Raw genomic sequence first — 17,091 nt, forward strand, 5'->3', positions numbered from 1 at the left:
CGAAACTGGCACGAGGCTGCCCACGCGCGGCTCGCGACACGAAACGTCAGCCGCGCGACAGTGGCTCGGAAGAAAGCGTGCGCGAGCGCGCTTCCGCCATGCATCAACACCACAGCCAGCGGTGGCGAAAATGATACTGCGGTTCGGCGCGTGTCAAATCTCGCGGGGTTGCGGCATGCGCTCGTAAACCCAGATCGCGGCGGGCGGAAGGTTGAGCCAGACACGCGTGTAGCGCCACGCCTTGAGCCTGAGCGCATTGACCACGCGCGGCGGTACCGGGCTCGTCTGGCGATAGGTGAACTGGACGAACATGCCGCCTTCGTCCAGAACCTGCAGGCTGTTCTTCATCACGAGATAGATGAGCTTCTTCGAGAACAGCCGCATCGGCAGCGTGGAGACTATGGCGCCGACATTCTCGCCGTTGCGCTCCTGCCAAAGCTTCGCCAGATCCTGCGCAGACCCGATCAGCACATCGACATCGGGAAAACGGCGGCGCAGATGGCCGCCGAGGCGCGCGTCGATTTCGAGCAGCGTCAGCTTGTCGGGTTCCACGCCATTGCGGATCAACTGCCGCGTGACAGCGCCCGTGCCCGCGCCAAGCTCGATGACGTGGGACTCGATTCTCTTGCCGAGAACCTCCGTCATGGCCCGACCTACGAACGGGCTGGACGGAAACAGGCTGCAAACCTGAAGAGGGTTCTCGATGGCTCGCTGCCAGAACAGCACCGGCCCCTGGGCCGCCAGCGGAAGATCCGATAATTCGATGAGCTTGCTCATGAAGGGCGCTATCTCAAACCCCCGTCGAAACGGGATCGTTTAACGAATCGATAACCCCGTGCCATCGGACAAGTTCGCGCTTTCAGCGGCCCCGGCAGCGGCACGATAAGCGATTTGAATACCTGCTCGAATGTGACAAGCGTAAGACATACGACTCCGGCTTCACAATTGCAATCGCCCGCCATCAGCTTGCGTGAAGAGTGCGTTAAATATCTCTGACTTGTCTATTGCACGGAGAAGTGTCAGGTAATCACGCAAGCGTCAACAAACCGCAACGCAGCGCCCTTAAGTTCACTTAAGGAGGTCTCACCCGTGCCTATCTAACGGAGGGGCCGCCGTCCCCGTTGCCGGAAAAAGCCGATCAGACACGCGCGCCATCAGGGGAGAGAAATGACATCAGCAGCTTTCGATTCGTTGAAGAATATCGCATCCGCCGACGTCGCCGGAAAACGCGTGCTCATCCGCACAGACCTCAACGTGCCGATGGCGGAAGGACAGATCACCGACGCAACCCGCATCGAAAGGCTCCTGCCAACCTTCCGCGTCCTTGCGTCGCGGGGAGCAAAGATCGTCATCCTTTCCCATCTGGGTCGCCCGGACGGCAAACCGGTCGCCAAATATTCGCTGAAGCCGGTCGCGGACAAACTTGCGGCAATGCTCGGCGCGCCCGTAGCCTTCGCCGAAGATTGCATCGGGCCTGCCGCCGACGCGGTCGTCAAGGCGCTTGAGCCGGGGCAGATCGCGATGCTCGAAAACGTGCGCTTCCACAAGGAAGAAGAGGAGAACGATCCCGGCTTTGCCGCCGAACTCGCAAAGCTCGGCGACATTTACGTGAATGACGCGTTCTCCGTGTCGCATCGCGCGCACGCCTCGACCGAAGCCGTGGCACACATCCTGCCGGCCTACGCCGGACCATCGCTGCTTGCCGAAATCGGCGCATTCAGGGTGGCGCTGCATAATCCGAACCGGCCCGTTTCCGCCATCGTCGGCGGCTCGAAGGTCTCGACCAAGATTGCCGTGCTCGGCAACCTCGCGGAAAAGATGGACTATCTCTTCATCGGCGGCGGCATGGCGAATACCTTCCTCTATGCGGACGGCATTTCGGTCGGCAAGTCGCTGTGCGAACCGAATGCGATCGACATCGTGAAGGACATCCGCGCAAAGGCGCAGAAGTCTCACTGCAAGATCGTGCTGCCCGTCGATGCCGTTGTCGCGCGCGAGTTCAAGGCGAACGCGGAAACCGAGGTGATCCCGGTCGGCGAAGTGCCCGCGGATGCCATGATCCTCGACATCGGACCGCGCTCGGTTGCCGAATTCTCGAAGCTCATCGAAAGCAGCAAGACGCTCCTGTGGAACGGCCCCGTCGGTGCGTTTGAAATTCCGCCTTTCGGCGAGGGCACGTTCGCGCTCGCCCGTGAAGCGGCGAAGCTCACGGAAGAGGGGAAGCTTGTCACCATCGCGGGTGGCGGCGATACCGTCGCGGCGCTGAACGCGGCTTCCGTTACGGACAAGTTTACCTATGTTTCGACGGCGGGTGGCGCCTTCCTGGAATGGCTCGAAGGGCGTACGCTCCCGGGCGTGGCAGCGCTCATCCGCTAGAGCCCGTTCCGATCTGATCGTGTCGCGATCGGATCGGTAAAACGGTCTCTTCTTAGGTCAGAGGCGGATTCACCGATCAGGTTGGATAACTCCCGATCGGTCCGGCTCTGGAGCATCATCCGCAAAAGTGGCCGCCGGCTTTTTGCGGCATGACGCTGTAACGGCTCAGCGATCAGGTGAAAACCCGAGCGCTGCGCATTGACTCGATTTGCGCGGGCGCGTCACACTGCGTTGGAAAGACGCACGCGCAGTGCTCCGCTTTGCCGGAATTACCGACGATTCGTTCCAATCAGGGAGAGCCGAAAAATGGCCCGCATCACGCTGAGGCAACTTCTGGACCACGCCGCCGAGCACGGTTACGGCGTGCCCGCTTTCAACATCAACAACATGGAGCAGGGCATCGCCATCCTCGAAGCGGCGAAGGAAACAGACAGCCCCGTGATCATCCAGGCGAGCCGCGGCGCGCGCTCCTATGCCGGCGACCTGCTGCTCGGCAAGCTCGTCGAGGGTCTGGAAGCCCAGTATCCGACCATCCCGATCTGTATGCATCAGGACCACGGCAACAACGAAGAAACCTGCGTGAGCGCCATCCGTCTCGGCTTCGACAGCGTGATGATGGACGGCTCGCTGAAGGCCGATGCCTCGACGCCCGCCGATTACGACTACAACGTGCAGATCACGTCGGACGTGACGCGCATCGCTCATTATGTGGGCGTGTCGGTCGAAGGTGAACTCGGCGTGCTCGGCTCCCTTGAAACCGGCACCGGCGAGAAGGAAGACGGTCACGGCGCGGAAGGCGTTCTGTCGCGCGAACAGCTTCTCACCGATCCCGACGAGGCCGCCAGGTTCGTCGCCGCAACGAAAGTGGACGCGCTCGCAGTCGCCATCGGCACGTCGCACGGCGCCTACAAATTCACGCAGAAACCCACGGGCGAAGTGCTCGCCATCGATGTCATCGAGAAGATCCACAAGCGCATCCCGGATACCCACCTCGTGATGCACGGCTCATCTTCGGTGCCGGAAGAACTGCTTGAGATCATCAACAAGTACGGCGGCGCGATCCCGGAAACCTACGGCGTGCCGGTCGAGGAAATCCAGCGCGGCATCCGTTTCGGCGTGCGCAAGGTGAACATCGACACCGACCTGCGCCTTGCCGTGACGGCTGCGGTGCGCAAGGTGCTCGCTTCGAACGCGAAGGAGTTCGACCCGCGCAAGTTCCTGAAGCCCGCCATCGAGGAACAGAAGAAGGTCGTCAAGGCGCGCTACGAACAGTTCGGCACGGCCGGCAACGCGTCGAAAATCAAGATCATCCCGGCGGCACAGATGGCGAAGCGCTACGCAAGCGGCGAACTCGATCCGAAGATCGGCTGAGTCGCCGATCGGAAAAACTGACAGCCATGGCCGGGGGCTTCCCCGGCCATTCGTTTGCGACGGTCGCATCAAGGCCAAAAATCAAGGAGCACGGCGTGACGGGTGAAGCGAATTGGCCGCGAGCGGTGGTTTTCGACCTCGACGGGACGTTGATCGACAGTGCGCCCGATATCGCGCACGCTCTCAACGTCGCGACGGGAAAACGCGGCCTTGACCCGTTCACGGTGCCCGAGGTGAAAGACATGATCGGCGGCGGCGTGCCGACGCTCATCCAGCGCGCGCTTGTCGCGCGCGGCCTGCATCCCGACGGCATCGTCCCGGTCGTGGAGGACTTCATCGCAGCCTACCGCGAGAACCTGACGACACACACGGAAGTCTATCCGGGCGCGCGCGAGCTTCTGGAGCAACTCAAGGCCGAGGGCCGGAAGCTTGGGCTTTGCACCAACAAGCATCACGCGGCGACGCTCGCCATCCTTCAGAAGCTCGACCTCGCGAAATATTTCAGCAGCGTGATCGGCGAGCGCGAGGGGCAGCCTCGCAAGCCCGATGCAGGTCCGCTGCTCGATGTTCTTCATGCGCTCGACGTCTCGCCCTGCTGCGCGGTGATGGTCGGCGATAGCGAAGCCGACGTTGGCTGCGCGAAGGCGGCGGGCGTCCGCTCCGTCGTCGTCACCTTCGGCTACAGCCGGACCGCACCCGATCTTCTCGGCGGCGACACCCTCATTTCGTCGTTAGGGGAACTCCCGCAAGCGCTCAAGGCGCTGCGTCGCACCTGCTAGTGGTCCGATTCCGACATTTGCTCGCAAGCGTGCTGCAAACGGATGCAAATGTCGGATCGAAAGGACCGCTAGCAACATCATGATTCTATTGGGGTTTTTGAATTTCACATTCGAGCGAGAACTCGCGGCCACCGGGACTCAAATATCAAATTCGCTCCACTAGCGCACACAACCCAAATTTGAATCAAACTATATGGTTGACGCTCCCGCAAAGCTAAATATTGTAGCCGACCTACGGGGTGGGTTACGGATTGGCGAAGTTTCCGTACTTCGGCCTCATGCTGTGTATAGGAGTAAAGATCGACGTTTTGCGTTGAATAAATCCTGTTCGACGCGCGCCGATTGAGCCGCTTATTGGGAACGGCCAAGCCGAGGGCAGTAAATGACTAAGATGCAGGGGCGCGCCTCGCTATTTTTGTGGGCGGCATCGGTGGTTGCGTTCTCATTCTCAGGCGCTGCGGACGCGTCTGCCGCCGAGTGCAAGCGGAAGACCGCAGGTTACTTCCTCGAATACATGAACCCCGACGCGCCGAGCAGGCTGGCGCTTTCGCTCCAGAGCATGCCGTCGCCGCTTACGGGAAAGCCGGGCGATGCGAGCCGCGGTCGCGATGTGCTCGTCGACCGTCAGCGGGGCGACTGCCTCAGTTGCCACAAGATCAGCGCGGTTACGACGGTCGCCGATCAGGGCGGCATTGGCCCTGCCCTCGACGGCATCGGAAGCCGCTATTCGGAAGGGCAGCTTCGGCAGATCCTCGTTGATGCGAAGGTCTACTTTCCGGATGCCATCATGCCGTCCTACTACAAGTCGGACTCTGGCGAGCCGTCGATCCTGAGCGCGGCGGAAGTCGAGGACTTGATCGCCTATTTGAAGACGTTGAAATAAATCGGGCCAAAGGCAAGCCCGCTACTGGGAGGCGTACCGGTGAGAGGGAACCTCGGTGCGGCACTGTTTCAGATCGCGATAGGAATATTTGCCGCTGCGGTCTTCACCGCGAAGGGCGAGCCCCGGCGCGCCTTCGCGCCCGCCGATGCTTCGAACCCCCTGAAATATCTGATCCCCGGAGAGGAGTTTCTTCCACCGTCCGTGGCCGCACAGCAGGCCGACGACTTCGACAATCCCGCCTTCGCTCTTGTCGAATCGGGTGAAAAAGCTTGGTCCGCGCCAGAAGGAACGCTCGGCAAGTCATGCCGCTCCTGCCATGGCACGGGCGACAGAAACGGCGTCAGGCGCGCCGCTGCGTCCTATCCGAAATATCTGCCGGGTCTGAAGGAAGTGATCACACTGCCGGCCCGCATCAACCTGTGTCGCAAGACCAATCTCGGCGCGGATGTTCTGGCGGAAGACAGCGCGCCCATGCTCGCCATGACGGCTTATCTTCGCTGGCTCGCTCGCGGCAACCCGGAGACGGTCGACAAAACCGGCCCGGCGGCGGAACTCTTCGAGCGCGGTCGCGCTCTCTATCAGACGAAACAAGGGCTTCTGCAATTGTCCTGCGCGCAGTGCCATCATGAGAGGTTCGGCCAGAAGTTCGGGGGAGACACCCTCAGCCAGGGGCATCCCGTAGCTTATCCCGCGTACAAGCTGGACCAGCAGCGGGTGATCACGCTGCATGAAAGGTTCCGCATGTGCAACGCTCTTGTTCGGGGCAAGGGGCAGCCCGACGGGTCGGACGATTACATCGCGCTCGAACTCTTCCTGAACTGGCGCAGCCGGAACCTGCCCGTCACCGCGCCCGGCGTCCGCCCATGAGCCCGCGGGCGACGGGGCGCGGCCATGAGCGCTGACGGCACCGCCAACACGGCGAAGACGGTCGCGGCCCTGTCCATTGCCGGATCGGATTCATCCGGTGGGGCAGGCATTCAGGCCGACCTCAAGACATTCGCGGCGCTTGGCGTCTATGGCACGACCGCGATCACAGCCATCACCGCGCAGAACACGCTTGGCGTGACCGCCGTGCATCTCGTTCCGGGCGACATCGTCGCGGCGCAGATCGACGCGGTATTCGCGGATTTGAACGTCCGCGCGGTGAAAACCGGCATGCTCGGCGGGGCGGAGCAGATCGGCGCGACGGCGGACCGCCTCCGCCGTTGGGCGGGCGATGTGCCCGTGGTGGTCGATCCCGTGATGGTGTCGACTTCGGGCGCGCGCCTTCTCGAAGCGTCGGCTGTGCGCGCGCTTGTCGAGGGGTTGTTCCCGCTCGCTGACATCATCACGCCGAACCTCGCCGAAGCGGCCGCGTTTCTCGACGTTTCCATCGCGCGCACCGATGGAGAGGTCGACGAGCAGGCGCGCCGCTTTTATGCGCTCGGGCCGCGCGCCGTGCTGATCAAGGGCGGCCATCGAGACGACGCCACGGCCACCGATGTGCTTTTCGACGGGACCGAGATCCACCGCTTCACCGCGTCGCGCGTGCCGACGCGCAACACGCACGGCACCGGCTGCACGCTCTCATCGGCCATCGCGGCGCACCTCGCGACAGGCGTCCCCATAGCCAGCGCCGTCGAAGCCGCAAAGGCTTATCTTCAGGGCGCGCTGCTTGCCGCAGACGCCTTCCACATCGGCGACGGCGCGGGGCCGGTCGCGCATTTCTGGAAGATGCCGAAAATTTAATAAAACTCGACGCACGTGCGCCATTGCCGCCGGTTTCGCCCCGCCTTAAGTCGCTTGGAAAGCAGGTTCGCAACGTGAGCGGCGGATCATTTTTTTGCTGCATTCGGCGACGAAACCGCAAATGTCGTTCGCTTGCCCGCGAGAGAGAGGGATTGTCTATGTTCAAAATCGTTGCCGCAACCTGTACCGCCGCTCTCACGCTCGCGGCAGCCAACCCGGCCTTCGCCCTGTGTTCGAGCCAGGGGCTGGAACTCATGAAGAGCCTCGACGGCAGTTGGAAAGGCAAGGGCGCGGTCACGCCCATCGGCGGGTCGCCCGAGCGCATTTCATGCCGCATTTCCTATTCGCTCGCGGGCGGAGACAAGATCAACCAGCTCATCACTTGCGCCGGAGCCGCCTGGAAGATCGAGGCGGCGAGCCGCGTGACCTGCACGGGCAATCGCGTCGAAGGGCTGTTTGAGGAAAAGGTTGCGCATAACACGGGCGCCGTCACCGGCCGCATCGACGGCAATCAGCTCGTCTTCGAGGCCGACAGCCCGAACTTCAAGGGCAATTTCCACGTGACCTTCAAGGAGACGGGGAGCCACGTCGTCGCTATCACGCAGTTTGACAGCGCGAAGGGGCGGGAAGTTCCGGTCGCTTCGGTGCAACTGACGCGCTGATGGGCCGCCTTTCGGGCTAACAGGCGCTGCGGGCAAGAGCGGCGCTTGTGAAGCGCGCGCGCGTCTTCTATTTTGCGTTCATGACAACGCTTTTCGAAATTCCGTCCGCCGCGGACACCGTGGCGCCGAAGCCCTCGCTCGCTGGCATGACGCGCCCCGAATTGATGGCCGCGCTCGCCGAAGCGGGCGTGCCCGCGAACCAGGCCAAGATGCGCGCCGCGCAGCTCTGGAACTGGATCTATGCGCGCGGCGCGACGGATTTCATGGCGCTGTCCAACATCGCGAAGTCGCTCCGCGCGGAACTCGACGCCCGCTTCACGCTGGCGCGGCCCGATATCGCCGCCGAGCAGATTTCGGAAGACGGCACGCGCAAATGGCTGCTGCGCCTCGCGCCGTCGCATCCGGCCGAAAGCCCGCCGGAAATCGAAACGGTCTACATCCCCGAGCCGGATCGCGGCACGCTGTGCATTTCAAGCCAGGTCGGCTGCACGCTGAACTGCTCCTTCTGCCACACGGGCACGCAGCGTCTTGTCCGCAATCTCACGGCGGCGGAGATCGTCGGGCAGATCCTCGTCGCGCGCGACCGTGTGGGCGACTGGCCGGACGCCGACGGCCCCGCCGACCGGCACGGCATCCCCGAGTCCGAGCGCAAGATCACGAACATCGTGTTGATGGGCATGGGCGAGCCGCTTTACAATTTCGACAACGTGAAGGCCGCAGTCGGTGTGACGACAGACCCGGACGCGCTGTCCTTCTCGAAGCGGCGGCTGACGCTGTCCACGTCGGGCGTCGTGCCGATGATGCACCGCGCGGGCGACGAAATGGGTGTGATGCTGGCGATCTCGCTCCACGCCGTCCGCGACGACCTGCGCGACGAACTCGTGCCGATCAATCGCAAATATCCGCTGAAGGAATTGCTCGCCGCCTGCCGCGCCTATCCCGGCCTGTCGAACGCGCGGCGCATGACGTTCGAATATGTGATGCTCAAGGGCGTGAACGATTCCGTCGCCGAGGCGAAGGAACTGGTGCGGTTGCTCAAGGGCATCCCGTCGAAAATCAACCTGATTCCGTTCAATCCGTGGCCGGGCACCGCTTACGAATGCTCGGACTGGGCGCAGATCGAGCGCTTCGCCGATGTGGTGAACCGCGCGGGCTACGCGAGCCCGATCCGCACGCCGCGCGGCCGCGACATCATGGCGGCCTGCGGGCAGCTCAAATCGGCGAGCGAGAAACTGCGGGCGAGCGCACGGCGCGGCGAGGCGGGAGCGCCTGCCGTCGACGCAGCGGTGTGAGTGGGCTGGAACATGCCGCGCCCGAGCTTCAAACGGGCTCAACAAATTCGGAGCGCCGACGCTCAAGGCCGGCGGGGACAAACGGGGCAACATGAGCATAGGACATTTCTTTCGCGTGCTGTTCGCCATCGTCCTGTCCGGCGTCATCGGCTGGATTTCGCTCGTCGCCCTCCATGCGGTGAAGCTTGTTAAAGAGGTCGAGCGGCTTCAGGCCGCGGCGCCCGACGAAACCTTCATCCTCGACGCGAATTTCGAATACGCGATCCTCGCGCTTCAGGGTGGCGGTGCAGTGGTGCTGGCGGCAGCCATTGCGGGCGTGCTGCTCGGCGAAGTGCTGCGGTCGCGGTCGCTGTTGTTCTATGCGGGCGCGACGGGAGCGCTTTCCGTGGCACTCGCGGGTGCGTTCTGGCGGGTTGAGCTGTCCTCGCTCACGTCGCCGGTATCGGCGGCACTGGTGATGGCGGGTTGCATAGCGGGCACGATCTATTGGCTGATCGCGGGCTATTCGGGCCCTGCGCGCTAAGCGGTGTGAAGACACTGCCTGCCAAACTGCGGCATCGTAAACGCAACCCTACCAAAATCGCATACAAACGACCGATTTTAACCTCAGCGTGGCCATATTGCCTCATTAAATGAGAGGCTGGGTAAGTTGAGTAGGGGCGTTTGTCATGGGCGACTCGTGGCGTAATATTCTCGAAAGAGCGGCGACCAATCTCGCGGTGGATCTCGATCCGGCCGCGCCGCCACCTCAATACGAGCCACGGCCGTCGTCCTCGCTGTCGCGACCGGCGGTTCAGGCGTATCGATCGTTCGAGGAAAGCCGCGCGGCTCTGGAGCGGGAACTTGCCATGGTTTCGGCATCCATTCCGACGGCCTACGTCCAGACCGCACGTGCACAGCACGTGGAGACCGCCCCAATCGGCGAAAGCGCCGCGCCGGTCCGATCAGCCCCCATTATACGGCCCATCGCCGTGCAACCGCCGAAGGCGGAATCGCGCCGGGCGAAGCGCGGACGTGCGTGGAGGAATGTCGCGGCGGTTTCCATCTCCAGTGCTGTGGTGGTTGCGTCCGGCTATGTGCTCGTCGGCTATTTCAAGGCGGGCGAAATCGCGCTGCCGCAGATGCCGCGTGTGGAGAAGGCTTTCAACGTCGAGGTGCGCCCGGAGATCTTCGCGCCGCAGCCTTCCACAATACAGGCGAGCGCGGTGTTACCGGATGCCGAATCCGAGCCGGAATTGAACCGCGGCACGGAGGATGCCCTGATGGAGCGCGGCCTGAACCAGCTTGCGCAGGGCGACGGCGCGGGCGGTCGCGCGGTTCTGGAGGTGCTCGCCAGATACGGCAGCGTGCGCGGCGCGCTCGCGCTCGCACAAACCTACGATCCGGCGAATGTCAGGCATCGCCCGGACTGGGGTCTCGCGGCGGATGTCGAGCGTGCGCGCGAATGGTATCGGAAGGCGGCCGATCTCGGCAGCGTCAATGCCTATCAGCGCCTGAAGGAACTGGACCGCTCCAACCAGTCCAGCATGGCGAGGCGATCGAACCCGGTGTAACACCTCCCGGCTTTTGCAGCGTGCCGCAATCGGAGGCGGCACGACGCTGGACAGCACGATCGGTCGCCCGGTCAAATCGGGTCCGATTTACGCGGGCCGATCTATGTCATGGATTTCGATCAGCCTCGACATACCAATCCACATCGCCGGGGCCGCAGACCGTCGTCGTTGCGCAACGTTCCGTAATGCCGTATCCACACAGCCGCGCCGCCGCTCGGCATCGGGGGAAGGGTCATGGTGTTGCTTGCGGTCGTTTTTGTAGCGGGGCTTTGGGCGGGCGTGCAGAACGCGCTCGCGGGCGGCGGTTCGTTCGTTACGCTTCCCGCGCTCATACTCGCCGGACAAACGCCGCTCGCCGCAAACATCACATCCACCGTTGCGCTGTTTCCGGGGCAGGTGACGTCCGGCCTCGCGGGAAGAAAGCTCGTCTCTGGCCTCGAAGGGCTGCCCTTCCGGGTGCTGTTCGCAATCAGCATAATCGGCGGCGCGCTCGGCGGATTGCTGCTTCTCAACACGCCGGAGCGCGTGTTCGCGGAACTCGTGCCATGGCTCGTGCTCTTCGCCACCGCCGTCTTCACCTGGGGGAGCTTCTTCCGCAAGAAGGGCGTGGAGCCGACCCATATCGGCCCCATACCGGCGGCTTTTGCGCAATTCTGCATCGCGATCTACGGAGGCTATTTCGGCGGCGGCATCGGCATCCTGATGATGGCGGCGCTGACGCTCGCAGGCATGGGCACGCGCAACGCGGGCGCGACGAAAAACGTGCTTGCCGGCGTCATGAACGCGTCCGCCGTGGCCCTGTTCGTGACGTCGCCGCAGGTGGATTGGCGTCTTGCGGTTTCGCTCGGAATTGGCGCGATCATCGGCGGCCTTCTGGGCGCATGGGCGTTGCATCGCGTGAACGAGACGCTGCTGCGGATCGCCATCGTCTGCATCGGACTTGCGCTGACGGTCGCGCTGTTCGTTAAACCTGTTTAAGGCTTATCCTGCTTCGATGGAAAATCACGCGGCGCATTACCATGGAAAGCCGGGCAAGTCGGCAATTCCTCACAGGCGCCGCAGGAAAAGGTCGGAGCCCGCGATTCCGTTGAAGATCGATTGCACCGCGATCGCGGAGAGCAGCACGCCGAAAAGCCGCGTGACGACCTTCTGCGCTGTCATGCCGATCCGCTCGCGAAGCTCCTGAGCGGCAAGCAGCAACAGGAAGGTGATCGCCATGACGGCGAACAGCGCGGCGATGATCGCGACCTGAAGATGGGGCTGGCCGCTCGCATTTGACATCAGCACCATCGCGCCCGACATGGCGCCGGGGCCTGCGAGGATGGGCATCGCCAGCGGGAAAACCGCGATCTCGTCCGGCGTCTTGATGCGGGCCTCGTCGCTTTCCGGCATCGTGATGGTACTGCCCGCGATGGTCGTCTCGAAAATCATGTCGAGCGCAATGAGGCCGAGAATGATGCCGCCCGCCGTCTGGAGAGCAGGCAGGGTGACGCCCAGCGCTTCGAGGATTTCCGAGCCCACGAGAGCAAAGAAAAGAAGGATGCCGGTCGCGATGCCGACGGCCTTGACAGAAACCTCGACGCGTTCGGAACGGCTGAATTTCGGAGAGATCGAGGCAAACAGCACCGCGGCTTCAACCGGACCGATGGTGGCGAAGAACAACGCGAATGCGGAGAGCGCGATCTCGAACATTCGCTCTTGGTAGCAGGCAAGACTTGGTGAAGCCTCAACGGGATCGCTTCATTGCGGCGAGGTCAGAGCGCGTTTGGAAAAGTGTGAAGCGATTTTCCGACAAGACGCGCGCCACAAAACAAAAGGTGGATCCCGCTTCTGATCAAAAGCGGATGCTCTCTAACGCTGGATTTCTTCCGTCCAGACCCGGAAAGAGGAAAGAGTGCCGGGACCAAAAATCTGGGTCAAGGGCACGTCGGCGGCGTCTCTCCCTTGCGCGATCAGAATGCGCCCGAACCGGACGGCGTTGTTGCGCGGGTCGAACGTGTACCAGCGCGCCCCCAGATAGACCTCCATCCAGGCAGCGAAGTCCATCGGCGCGTATGGGGGCGGCAGCCCGATGTCGCTCACGTAGCCGGTGCAGTAACGCGCGGGGATGTTGAGGCACCGGCAGAAAGTGATTGCCAGATGGGCGAAGTCCCGGCAGACGCCGCGCCGCTCTGCGTAGGCTTGCGCGGCGGTGCGGGTGGAGCGGGCATGTTCGTAGCCGAACGAAAGATGGTTATGCACAAAATCGCAAACCGCCTGCACGCGCGGCCATCCGAGCGGCTGATGCTTGAAAAGCCGCCAGGCCTCTTCCGACAGGACGTCGGTCTCGCAATAGCGGCTGCCGAGAAGAAACTGGAGCGTATCGGCAGGCAAGTGCTCGACCTGATGCTGCAAGGCATTCAAGTCCACCGGATCGGATGCGCCGCTATCCCGGATCACGGCATCGGTCTTGAGCGTGAAGCGCCCGGCGGGAGCGACAACCCGAGTGCACCAATTACCGAAACTGTCGCGATACCCTTCTGTGGGCGCGGCCGGGGTCGTTGTGAGACAATCCGGGCGTTCGAGGTCGGAAAAGCGCGAGTAATGAACGTTGAGAAGGGCAATCATCGGAGTCGGCTGAGGAAAGTCGAATGTCAGTTCACTGCCAACGTGAATGCGCATGAGCGCTCCTTGCGTAAGTGCGCGGGGATAATGTCGTGGCGCCAGCCTGCGGGGCGGGGCCGCCAGGATCACTCGGAAGCGGCTTGCACATGACCGCTTTTCCTTAAGCCTGCTACCCCGCTTACATGGGATGGCTGCGGCGAATTACAGCAAAAATCAACCCCGTTCCCTAGGTCGGCCGGGGTCAAAACGCAGGCCGATCTAAAGCCCCAGTTCTTCACGCAGGATTTCGAGTTCGAGCCAGCGGTTTTCCGCCTCGGTCAGTTCGGCCTGCGCCTTCGCGAGCGCAGCGGTCGCCTGATCGAAGGCCTTGCGATCCTTCGTGTAGAGGTTCGGGTCGGCAAGCTTTACCTGAAGCGTGCCGATCTCCTTTTCGAGCGCGGTCATCTTCGCGGGCAGCGTTTCGAGCGCATGCTTCTCGTTGAAGCTGAGCTTGCGCTTCGGCTTAGGCTGATCGCCGCTGGACGCCGCGGCCTTCGGCTTCGCTTCCTGCGCGGGCCTCGTCTTCGCGGGCTCGGCGCCGAAACCGCGCCCGCCGCGCTGCGCGAGCATGTCGGAGTAGCCGCCCGCATATTCGATCCACTGGCCGTTGCCTTCCGGGCAGATCATCGACGTCGCGACGCGGTCGAGAAAGTCGCGGTCGTGGCTGACGAGCATGATGGTGCCGCCGTAATCGTCCAGCAGTTCTTCGAGGACGTCGAGAGTTTCGAGGTCGAGGTCGTTCGTCGGTTCGTCGAGCACAAGCAGGTTCGACGGCTTAGCGAAAGCGCGGGCGAGCATCAGCCGCGCGCGCTCTCCGCCCGAGAGCACCTTCAGCGGCGAGCGCACCTGCTCCGGCAGGAACAGGAAGTCCTGCATGTAGGAGGCGACGTGGCGAGCCGCGCCGTTAACCACCACGAGGTCGCCATGCCCTCCCGTCAGCGCGTCGGCGACGGTCATGTCGGGCTTGAGGCTGTCGCGGTTCTGCTCCAGTGCGGCGATTTCGAGATTGGTGCCGAGGCGCACCGCGCCTTCGTCGGGTTCCAGCGCGCCGATCAGCATCTTGAGCAGCGTCGTCTTGCCCGCGCCGTTCGGTCCCGCGAGGCCGATGCGCGCGCCGCGCATGACGCGCGTGGAGAATTTCTCGACCACGGGCTTGTCGCGGCCGAAGGACTTCGAGACGCCCTCCGCCTCGATCACGAGCTTGCCGGATTGCGCGCCCTCGGCCGCTTCGAGCCGCGCGGCGCCGGGCGCCCGTCGTGCCGTGCGAAGCTCGTTGCGCAATGCGTGCAGCGCGCCGAGGCGGCGGACATTGCGCTTCCTTCGCGCGGTGACGCCGTAGCGCAGCCAGTCCGCCTCGCGCTCGATCTTGCGCGCGAGCTTGTGTCGGTCGAGTTCTTCCTGCGCCAGAAATTCGTCGCGCCAGTCCTCGAACTTGCCGAAGCCGAAGTCGAGCGTTCGCGTCGTGCCGCGATCTACCCACACGGTCGAGCGCGACAGGTTGGTGAGGAAGCGCCGGTCGTGGCTGATGATGACAAGCGCGGCTTTCATCGCGGCGAGGCGCTTTTCCAGCCACTCGATCACCTGAATGTCGAGGTGGTTTGTCGGCTCGTCGAGCAGCATCACGTCGGGATTCGCGGCAAGGATGCGGGCAAGCGCCGCGCGCCGGGCTTCGCCGCCCGAGAGCGTGCCGGGCGCTTCCTCGCCGGTAAGGTCGAGTTCGCCGAGGAGCAGCCGCGCCTGATAATGATCGTCCGTCGGGCCGAGACCGCTTTCCACGTAGGACAGCACCGTGGCGTGCTCGCCGAAATCCGGCTCCTGCGGCAGGTATCGCATGATCGCGCCGGGCTGCGCGAAGCGGCTGCCGCCGTCCGGCTCGATCAAGCCCGCCGCGATCTTCATCAGCGTGGATTTGCCGGTGCCGTTGCGGCCCACGATCGCGATGCGGTCGCCCTCGGATACGACAAGGCTCGCGCCCTCGAAAAGCGGCGTGCCGCCGAAGGTCAGCTCGATGTTCTGAAGCGTGAGAAGCGGTGCGGCCATGTGCGGGGCGTTGGTTCCAGCTTGTTTGTGGTCCCCGCAGATTTGGACAGGAACGCCGCGCGATGCAATCTTTTCCGGCTAAATTCGCTACGCCTCGTTTGCTCTCGCTGCATTCGCTGCACGGCTTAAGCAGCAGGCCAATTCAATGGCAGCTTCGCCTAATGCGGCGTCAATGCTCGATGCACGCTCGATATCTATGCGCAGCGTGCAATCGCCTAGGTTAGAAAAGACGACCTTATAGAAAATAGAAATGTCAAAAAGTCGCTCGGAACCAGAGCCGTGAACATTTCTAACGTCAATCTTATCGATTATTATGCCAATATCGTCGTAGTCCATCATCATTTGCCTAAATAGAGGCGGCCGGACATTGGTCCGGCCGTTAAACATCAAAAAACGGAAGCGGAGGCTTACAGCCCCACTTCCTTCACGCCTTCCGGCTCGCCGACAACCGTCACGATGAGGTTCTTCGGTTCGAGCAGCCGCTTCGCGACGCGCTTCACATCGTCGACCGTCACGGCATCGATTTCGCCATTGCGGCGCTCGATGTAATCGGCGCCCAGTCCGTCGAGCTGGATCGCGAGAAGCTGCGCCGCGATCTTTCCGCTGGTGTCGAAACGCAGCGCATAGGAGCCGATGAGATAGTCCTTCGCCTGCCGAAGCTCGGCGTCGGTCAGACCCTCCTTCGACACGCGCTCAAGCTCTGCGCGGATGAGGTCGAGGGACTGCGCCACACTCTTGTTTTCCGTCGCGACGCCGCCGGCGAAGATGCCCGCGTGGTCGAGCGGATAGAGATAGGTGTAGACGCCATAAGCGAGGCCGCGCTTCTCGCGCACCTCCTGCATCAGCTTCGACGAGAAGCCGCCGCCGCCGACGACATAATTCAGGATGAACGCCGGGATGAAGTCGGGATCCTTGCGCTTCAAGCCCTGGAAACCGAACTGCACGACGGACTGCGGATTGGGCATCGCCACGACACGCTGCCTGGCGACATTCGCAAGCGTCACCTCGGGCACAAGCTTGAGATCGCCCTTCTCGGGCAGGTCGCCGAAAACGGTGTCGAGCAGTTCGCCGAGCTGCTTCGCGTCGATATCGCCGACAACGGCCACCTTCAGATTATCGCGCGCGAAGATTCGCTTGCGGTAGGCTTTCAGATCGTCGGGCGTGATGGCCTGAATGCTGTCCACCGTGCCGTTTGACGAGCGGCCGTAGGGATGGCTGCCGAAAGCGAGCTTGTACCACTCGATGGAGCTGATCTTGTCCGGGTCTTTTTCCTCCAGCCGGAGATTGGCCAGAAGCTGTTCGCGGATGCGGTTGGCGTCCTCCGCGTCGAAATGCGGATCGGTCAAGGCCGCGCGCAGAAGCTTGACGGCTTCCTCGCGGTTTTGCGTCAGCGTCTGGAACGAGCCGGAAAAGTTGTCGTAGTTCGCACTGAAGGACATCTTCGCGGCCAGTTCTTCGAGGCGCCTCTGGAAGCCCTGCGAATCGAGATCCCCCGCGCCTTCATCCAGCATGCCCGAAACGAAGGTCGCGACGCCCGACTTGCCGTCGGGGTCCTGCGTCGAGCCGCCCTTGAAGGCGAACTGAAGGCTGAGTATCGGACGGCTGTGATCTTCCACAAGCCAGGCTTCGATACCTTTCTTGCTGACAACGTTTTGAATCTGCATGGCACTCGCTGGCAGGACTGCTCCGAAAAGGAGCGAGATAAACAGGGCTGATGCGGCGAGCGACGTCAACAGTCGGTTGCCGGAAATCGTGGGTCTCATG

17 protein-coding genes are annotated in these 17,091 nt (G+C 62.9%); 11 read left to right on the forward strand and 6 right to left on the reverse strand.

The window, feature by feature from the left end:
* Positions 1-153: 153 nt before the first annotated feature.
* A complete protein-coding gene (locus tag EK416_RS08360; protein WP_127077047.1) occupies positions 154-777 on the reverse strand; it encodes a class I SAM-dependent methyltransferase in 624 nt (207 codons plus the stop codon).
* A gap of 390 nt (positions 778-1,167) precedes the next feature.
* On the opposite strand from EK416_RS08360, the gene EK416_RS08365 reads away from it, so the two are divergent.
* The 11 genes from EK416_RS08365 (at position 1,168) to EK416_RS08415 (ending at position 11,622) form a co-directional block, all read left to right on the forward strand.
* Positions 1,168-2,376, forward strand: a complete 1,209-nt coding sequence (locus EK416_RS08365; protein ID WP_127077048.1) for a phosphoglycerate kinase — start codon at positions 1,168-1,170, stop codon at positions 2,374-2,376.
* Between the two features lie 306 nt (positions 2,377-2,682).
* On the forward strand, positions 2,683-3,747 hold the full coding sequence (gene fba, locus EK416_RS08370) for a class II fructose-bisphosphate aldolase (RefSeq protein ID WP_127077049.1): 1,065 nt from the start codon (positions 2,683-2,685) through the stop codon (positions 3,745-3,747).
* A 26-nt stretch (positions 3,748-3,773) separates the two neighbouring features.
* Positions 3,774-4,526, forward strand: a complete 753-nt coding sequence (gene gph, locus EK416_RS08375) for a phosphoglycolate phosphatase (protein WP_127077050.1) — start codon at positions 3,774-3,776, stop codon at positions 4,524-4,526.
* Between the two features lie 382 nt (positions 4,527-4,908).
* The gene (soxX, locus tag EK416_RS08380) at positions 4,909-5,409 is read left to right on the forward strand and encodes a sulfur oxidation c-type cytochrome SoxX (protein ID WP_127077051.1); all 501 of its coding nucleotides are present in this window, start codon (positions 4,909-4,911) and stop codon (positions 5,407-5,409) included.
* Positions 5,410-5,448: 39 nt separating this feature from the next.
* On the forward strand, positions 5,449-6,276 hold the full coding sequence (gene soxA, locus EK416_RS08385) for a sulfur oxidation c-type cytochrome SoxA (protein ID WP_164729926.1): 828 nt from the start codon (positions 5,449-5,451) through the stop codon (positions 6,274-6,276).
* 24 nt (positions 6,277-6,300) lie between these two features.
* Positions 6,301-7,137, forward strand: a complete 837-nt coding sequence (gene thiD / locus EK416_RS08390; RefSeq protein WP_127077053.1) for a bifunctional hydroxymethylpyrimidine kinase/phosphomethylpyrimidine kinase — start codon at positions 6,301-6,303, stop codon at positions 7,135-7,137.
* 158 nt (positions 7,138-7,295) lie between these two features.
* Positions 7,296-7,799, forward strand: coding sequence for a hypothetical protein (locus tag EK416_RS08395; RefSeq protein ID WP_127077054.1), 504 nt, complete (start codon positions 7,296-7,298; stop codon positions 7,797-7,799).
* An 80-nt stretch (positions 7,800-7,879) separates the two neighbouring features.
* Positions 7,880-9,091: a dual-specificity RNA methyltransferase RlmN gene (rlmN, locus tag EK416_RS08400; protein WP_127077235.1), complete on the forward strand. Its 1,212-nt coding sequence runs from the start codon at positions 7,880-7,882 to the stop codon at positions 9,089-9,091.
* Positions 9,092-9,182: 91 nt separating this feature from the next.
* A complete protein-coding gene (locus EK416_RS08405; protein WP_127077055.1) occupies positions 9,183-9,614 on the forward strand; it encodes a hypothetical protein in 432 nt (143 codons plus the stop codon).
* A 145-nt stretch (positions 9,615-9,759) separates the two neighbouring features.
* A complete protein-coding gene (locus EK416_RS08410) occupies positions 9,760-10,644 on the forward strand; it encodes an SEL1-like repeat protein (protein ID WP_127077056.1) in 885 nt (294 codons plus the stop codon).
* Between the two features lie 234 nt (positions 10,645-10,878).
* Complete coding sequence (locus EK416_RS08415; protein WP_210210988.1) at positions 10,879-11,622, forward strand: sulfite exporter TauE/SafE family protein; 744 nt, start codon at positions 10,879-10,881, stop codon at positions 11,620-11,622.
* 69 nt (positions 11,623-11,691) lie between these two features.
* Here the strand turns inward: EK416_RS08415 and EK416_RS08420 are convergent, their stop codons facing one another.
* The 5 genes from EK416_RS08420 to EK416_RS08440 all read right to left on the reverse strand — a co-directional run bounded on the left by EK416_RS08420 (position 11,692) and on the right by EK416_RS08440 (position 16,991).
* Positions 11,692-12,336 carry a MarC family protein gene (locus tag EK416_RS08420; RefSeq protein ID WP_127077057.1) on the reverse strand — a complete coding sequence of 215 codons (645 nt, stop codon included), beginning with the start codon at positions 12,334-12,336 and terminating at the stop codon, positions 11,692-11,694.
* A 159-nt stretch (positions 12,337-12,495) separates the two neighbouring features.
* A complete protein-coding gene (locus EK416_RS08425; RefSeq protein WP_127077058.1) occupies positions 12,496-13,305 on the reverse strand; it encodes a transglutaminase-like domain-containing protein in 810 nt (269 codons plus the stop codon).
* Between the two features lie 201 nt (positions 13,306-13,506).
* Positions 13,507-15,327: an ABC-F family ATP-binding cassette domain-containing protein gene (locus EK416_RS08430; RefSeq protein WP_127077059.1), complete on the reverse strand. Its 1,821-nt coding sequence runs from the start codon at positions 15,325-15,327 to the stop codon at positions 13,507-13,509.
* 87 nt (positions 15,328-15,414) lie between these two features.
* Positions 15,415-15,663: a hypothetical protein gene (locus tag EK416_RS08435; RefSeq protein WP_127077060.1), complete on the reverse strand. Its 249-nt coding sequence runs from the start codon at positions 15,661-15,663 to the stop codon at positions 15,415-15,417.
* Positions 15,664-15,734: 71 nt separating this feature from the next.
* Positions 15,735-16,991 (reverse strand): M16 family metallopeptidase, encoded by a 1,257-nt coding sequence (locus tag EK416_RS08440; RefSeq protein WP_245433994.1) that lies wholly within the window; start codon positions 16,989-16,991, stop codon positions 15,735-15,737.
* Positions 16,992-17,091 lie beyond the last annotated feature (100 nt).

Source organism: Rhodomicrobium lacus, assembly GCF_003992725.1.
Taxonomy (GTDB): Bacteria; Pseudomonadota; Alphaproteobacteria; order Rhizobiales; family Rhodomicrobiaceae; genus Rhodomicrobium; species Rhodomicrobium lacus.

Bases quoted from the DNA above. Each gene is read 5' to 3' on its own strand.
- rlmN (WP_127077235.1), top strand. From the start codon at position 7,880: ATGACAACGCTTTTCGAAATTCCGTCCGCCGCGGACACCGTGGCGCCG.
- EK416_RS08410 (WP_127077056.1), top strand. From the start codon at position 9,760: ATGGGCGACTCGTGGCGTAATATTCTCGAAAGAGCGGCGACCAATCTC.
- thiD (WP_127077053.1), top strand. From the start codon at position 6,301: ATGAGCGCTGACGGCACCGCCAACACGGCGAAGACGGTCGCGGCCCTG.
- gph (WP_127077050.1), top strand. From the start codon at position 3,774: ATGGCCGGGGGCTTCCCCGGCCATTCGTTTGCGACGGTCGCATCAAGG.
- EK416_RS08435 (WP_127077060.1), bottom strand. From the start codon at position 15,663: ATGGACTACGACGATATTGGCATAATAATCGATAAGATTGACGTTAGA.
- EK416_RS08425 (WP_127077058.1), bottom strand. From the start codon at position 13,305: ATGCGCATTCACGTTGGCAGTGAACTGACATTCGACTTTCCTCAGCCG.
- EK416_RS08420 (WP_127077057.1), bottom strand. From the start codon at position 12,336: ATGTTCGAGATCGCGCTCTCCGCATTCGCGTTGTTCTTCGCCACCATC.
- EK416_RS08360 (WP_127077047.1), bottom strand. From the start codon at position 777: ATGAGCAAGCTCATCGAATTATCGGATCTTCCGCTGGCGGCCCAGGGG.
- EK416_RS08415 (WP_210210988.1), top strand. From the start codon at position 10,879: ATGGTGTTGCTTGCGGTCGTTTTTGTAGCGGGGCTTTGGGCGGGCGTG.
- fba (WP_127077049.1), top strand. From the start codon at position 2,683: ATGGCCCGCATCACGCTGAGGCAACTTCTGGACCACGCCGCCGAGCAC.
- EK416_RS08430 (WP_127077059.1), bottom strand. From the start codon at position 15,327: ATGGCCGCACCGCTTCTCACGCTTCAGAACATCGAGCTGACCTTCGGC.
- EK416_RS08395 (WP_127077054.1), top strand. From the start codon at position 7,296: ATGTTCAAAATCGTTGCCGCAACCTGTACCGCCGCTCTCACGCTCGCG.
- EK416_RS08405 (WP_127077055.1), top strand. From the start codon at position 9,183: ATGAGCATAGGACATTTCTTTCGCGTGCTGTTCGCCATCGTCCTGTCC.
- EK416_RS08440 (WP_245433994.1), bottom strand. From the start codon at position 16,991: ATGCAGATTCAAAACGTTGTCAGCAAGAAAGGTATCGAAGCCTGGCTT.
- EK416_RS08365 (WP_127077048.1), top strand. From the start codon at position 1,168: ATGACATCAGCAGCTTTCGATTCGTTGAAGAATATCGCATCCGCCGAC.
- soxX (WP_127077051.1), top strand. From the start codon at position 4,909: ATGACTAAGATGCAGGGGCGCGCCTCGCTATTTTTGTGGGCGGCATCG.